This window comes from Anaerovibrio sp. (assembly GCF_051866355.1).
GTDB lineage: Bacteria > Bacillota > Negativicutes > Selenomonadales > Selenomonadaceae > Anaerovibrio.
The window spans coordinates 1-3495 of sequence record NZ_JBJDWZ010000049.1 but is presented as its reverse complement, the minus strand read 5'-3'; the positions used below and the strand labels follow the sequence as shown (position 1 = coordinate 3495).

General features: G+C 52.7%; 4 protein-coding genes. All 4 read left to right on the top strand.

Features of this window, described 5'->3' with window-relative positions:
* Window positions 1-177 precede the first annotated feature (177 nt).
* Window positions 178-627 carry a MarR family winged helix-turn-helix transcriptional regulator gene (locus tag ACI3UA_RS02855; protein ID WP_439723320.1) on the top strand — a complete coding sequence of 150 codons (450 nt, stop codon included), beginning with the start codon at window positions 178-180 and terminating at the stop codon, window positions 625-627.
* Between the two features lie 124 nt (window positions 628-751).
* Window positions 752-1135 carry a cupin domain-containing protein gene (locus ACI3UA_RS02850; protein ID WP_439723319.1) on the top strand — a complete coding sequence of 128 codons (384 nt, stop codon included), beginning with the start codon at window positions 752-754 and terminating at the stop codon, window positions 1133-1135.
* A gap of 509 nt (window positions 1136-1644) precedes the next feature.
* Entirely contained in the window at window positions 1645-2394 is a 750-nt protein-coding gene (cysE, locus tag ACI3UA_RS02845) for a serine O-acetyltransferase (protein ID WP_439723318.1), read from the top strand.
* On the top strand, window positions 2387-3495 hold a 1109-nt coding region (gene cysS / locus ACI3UA_RS02840), incomplete at its 3' end, for a cysteine--tRNA ligase (RefSeq protein WP_439723317.1). The genes cysE and cysS, both read left to right, overlap by 8 nt.

The window sequence follows — 3495 nt, the reverse complement described above, 5'->3', positions numbered from 1 at the left end:
TGCTCATCCCATTTTTAATCTGAACAGAGTGCACGAACTAAAAAACTATTCGTTTATGTCACCAAAGTATCATACAAGCACTACGATAAACTGAAATTTTACTAAATGCTTGACAGAGTGATGGGTGTTGCATATAATAATAGTGTATATACACGTAATATAAGAGGATATCCGATTATGAGCAAAAATGAAAAGACAGGCTTGTACCCAAAGCCGTCCAGTCCCTGCAACTGCATGAATATCCGCAGGGCGTCAAGGGCTGTGTCGCAGTTTTATGACTCCATGCTGGAGCCGGGGGGTATTACCCTCAATCAGTTCGGCATGCTGAACGTCATAGACGGCATGCAGGCTCCCGGCATCAGTGAGCTGGCGGGGGAGTTTCGCGTTGACCGCACCACCATGAACAGAAATCTGAAGCCGTTGCTGGAAAAGGGGCTTATCTGCCAGAGGCAGGGAAGTGATGCCCGGCGCAGGGAGATTGTCCTGACGGAGAGCGGCCGCACTGCCCTTTTGCGCGGCAAGGAGCTATGGGATGCTGCACAGAAGGCACTGGAAGATTATCTGGGTGCTGACGAGCTGAAACAATTAAAAAGTACGCTTTCCAAGCTGGAAGCACTGGTGCCATGAGTGATTTTGCCCGCTCACGGCATCAGTAAAATTTTCAGGAAAAAGGTGTACATACACTTATCAAGCTGTTAGCTTAAAGGCTGATAACTAAGAGCTGGGAAAAGGAAAATTGGAGGAAAATAAAATGAAAAACGTAGTGTTAGAAAATATCGGCAGGCTGAGCGAGGTAAATGACAAGCTGTTTGAAAAGGAAAGGCTGGGCCTGACAGGCATGGAAATTTCCATCAACAATCTGGCGGCCAATCAGGGCAATCCCTTCGTGCATACCCACAAGCAGAACGAGGAGCTGTATATCGTTATCAAGGGTGACGGCCTGTTCTACGCTGATGGGGAAGAGTTCGCTGTGCAGGAGGGCTCCCTCATCAGGGTGGAGCCGGAGGCGGAGCGGGCTATTGCGGCCGGTGCTGATGGCATGATCTACATCTGCATTCAGGCGGCAAAGGACAGCTTGAAGCAGTACACCATGACCGATGGCTGCCTGACTGACAGCAAGGCTTCGTGGATGTAGGCCGCTACAGTCTGATGCCTGCCGACAGGCGGATTTCGCTTGACAAAGGTTTGGTGTCAGTTGATACAGGTGGCTATAAGGCGGCAAACATTTCTTGCATTTGCATGTGTTTTTTGCTAAAATATGACGTAACATATTTTAATGGCTGTGAACAGGCAGAGTACATCAAAACGGGCTGTCAGAGAGAATTCCCGATGGGGCAGGCTTTTGAAAATCGGCATTTGAGCTGATTTTTGGCATTATGCCGCGGGGCTGTGAGGAATTTGAGCTGCGCTGATGGAAAGTGCGCCTGGGAGCTGCAGGGCTGAATACGTGATGTTGTAGGTTCTGCCGCAGGGAGTGCGTTAAAAGCCGCAGAGGAGCAGTTTGCGCCGCGCCACCGGGAGAGGGATGCGAGAGTTTCTTCCGGGCCGCAGTATAGTCCGGCTGCTCGAATTAGAGTGGAACCACGTCATTTTAGCCGTCTCTTTTACAGAGGCGGCTTTTGTTTTTTAGGAGTTGTGTTAGCAATGTTTTTTAAAAGACTTAGGTCCCGTATCAAGAAGGATATCCGGGTTATTTTTGAGCGTGACCCGGCCGCCCGCAGCGTTATCGAGGTGGTATGCTGCTATTCGGGACTGCATGCCATCTGGCTGCACCGTATTTCCCACGGGCTGTATTTGAAGGGCTGGGTGCTGATACCCCGCATGATTTCCAATCTGGGCAGGTTTCTGACCGGCATTGAAATCCATCCCGGTGCCACCATTGGCGAAGGCCTGTTTATTGACCACGGCACCGGTATAGTCATCGGTGAAACGGCGGAGCTGGGCAGGAACGTCACATTGTATCAGGGGGTTACCCTGGGCGGTACCGGCAAGGAAAAGGGGAAACGCCACCCTACTATCGGCAACAACGTGGTCGTGGCTTCGGGAGCCAAGGTGCTGGGCTCCTTTACGGTAGGCGACCATGCCAAGATAGGTGCGGGCTCCGTGGTGCTGAAGGCCGTACCGGCTTATGCCACAGTTGTGGGCATCCCCGGCCGCGTGGTGGTCATGCACGGCAAAAGAGTGGGCGAGCCGGTCTATACCGACGAAATGATGAAGCTGCTGGACAACGATGTGGATTCTGATGAAATGGTAGAGGAGCAGGATGTAGACCTCAATCATGATGAGCTGCCGGACCCTGTTCGTGACCTGATGCTGGAAATGTCCCAGCGTCTTGAGAAGATGGAAGGCCGTATCAAGGAACTTGAAAAGGAGCTGGAAGAAAAAAATGCTTAAAGTTTACAATACTATGACGAGGAAAAAAGAGGAGTTTGTGCCGCAGGAGCCGGGCAAGGTGGGCATGTATGTCTGCGGTGTCACCCCTTACAATCATCCCCATATCGGCAACGCCCGTCCCTTTGTGACCTGGGATGTCATCAAGCGGTATTTCCGGAAGCGGGGCTTTGAGGTGAAGCACATCCAGAACTTTACCGACATGGATGACAAGATTATCAGGGCGGCCAATACGGAGGGCGTCAGCTGGCAGGTGATTACCGACCGTTACATCAAGGGGTATTTTGAGGCCATGGACAAGCTGAATGTACAGCGTGCCGACCTCTATCCAAAGGTTACTGAGCACATGCAGGACATTATTGATATGGTGCAGAAGCTGATTGACCGGGGCTATGCCTATGAGCTGGAAGGGGACGTGTACTTCAGCGTGGAGAAATTCCCGGAGTACGGCAAGCTCAGCGGCCGCAGGCTGGAGGACATGCAGGCAGGCGCCAGGGTTGAGGTGGACACCAGAAAGCACAATCCGATGGATTTTGCCCTGTGGAAGTCCGCCAAGCCGGGAGAGCCGTTCTGGGAAAGCCCGTGGGGGCAGGGGCGTCCGGGCTGGCATATCGAGTGCTCCACCATGTCCCTGAAATATCTGGGTGAAACCTTTGATTTCCACGGCGGCGGCAGTGACCTGATTTTCCCGCACCACGAAAATGAGATTGCCCAGTCCCAGTGCTGCTGCGGCGACTATCACAGCTTTGCCCGGTACTGGCTCCACAATGGCTTCATTACCATTGACAATGAGAAGATGAGCAAGTCCCTGAACAACTTTATCACCGTGCCGGATATCCTCAAGCTGTATCCGGGCGAGGTGGTGCGCTTCTTCATCCTGCGCACCCATTACAGAAGCCCGCTGGATTTCAGCGAGGAACGCATCAAGGAGGCACAGGCGGGACTGGTGCGCCTGCGCACTGCCTACGATAACGGCAGGGCGTTATTGGAAAAGGAGGGCACCGCCGGGGCTGATGCACAGCTGGCAGAAACTGCCGATAAGGCGCTGGCCGACTTCTATGAGGCAATGGATGATGATTTCAACACCGCTCTTGCCATCGGCTA

What these genes read in the sequence shown, in the direction of transcription:
- ACI3UA_RS02855 (WP_439723320.1), top strand. Translation starts at nt 178, where the DNA reads ATGAGCAAAAATGAAAAGACAGGCTTGTACCCAAAGCCGTCCAGTCCC.
- cysE (WP_439723318.1), top strand. Translation starts at nt 1,645, where the DNA reads ATGTTTTTTAAAAGACTTAGGTCCCGTATCAAGAAGGATATCCGGGTT.
- ACI3UA_RS02850 (WP_439723319.1), top strand. Translation starts at nt 752, where the DNA reads ATGAAAAACGTAGTGTTAGAAAATATCGGCAGGCTGAGCGAGGTAAAT.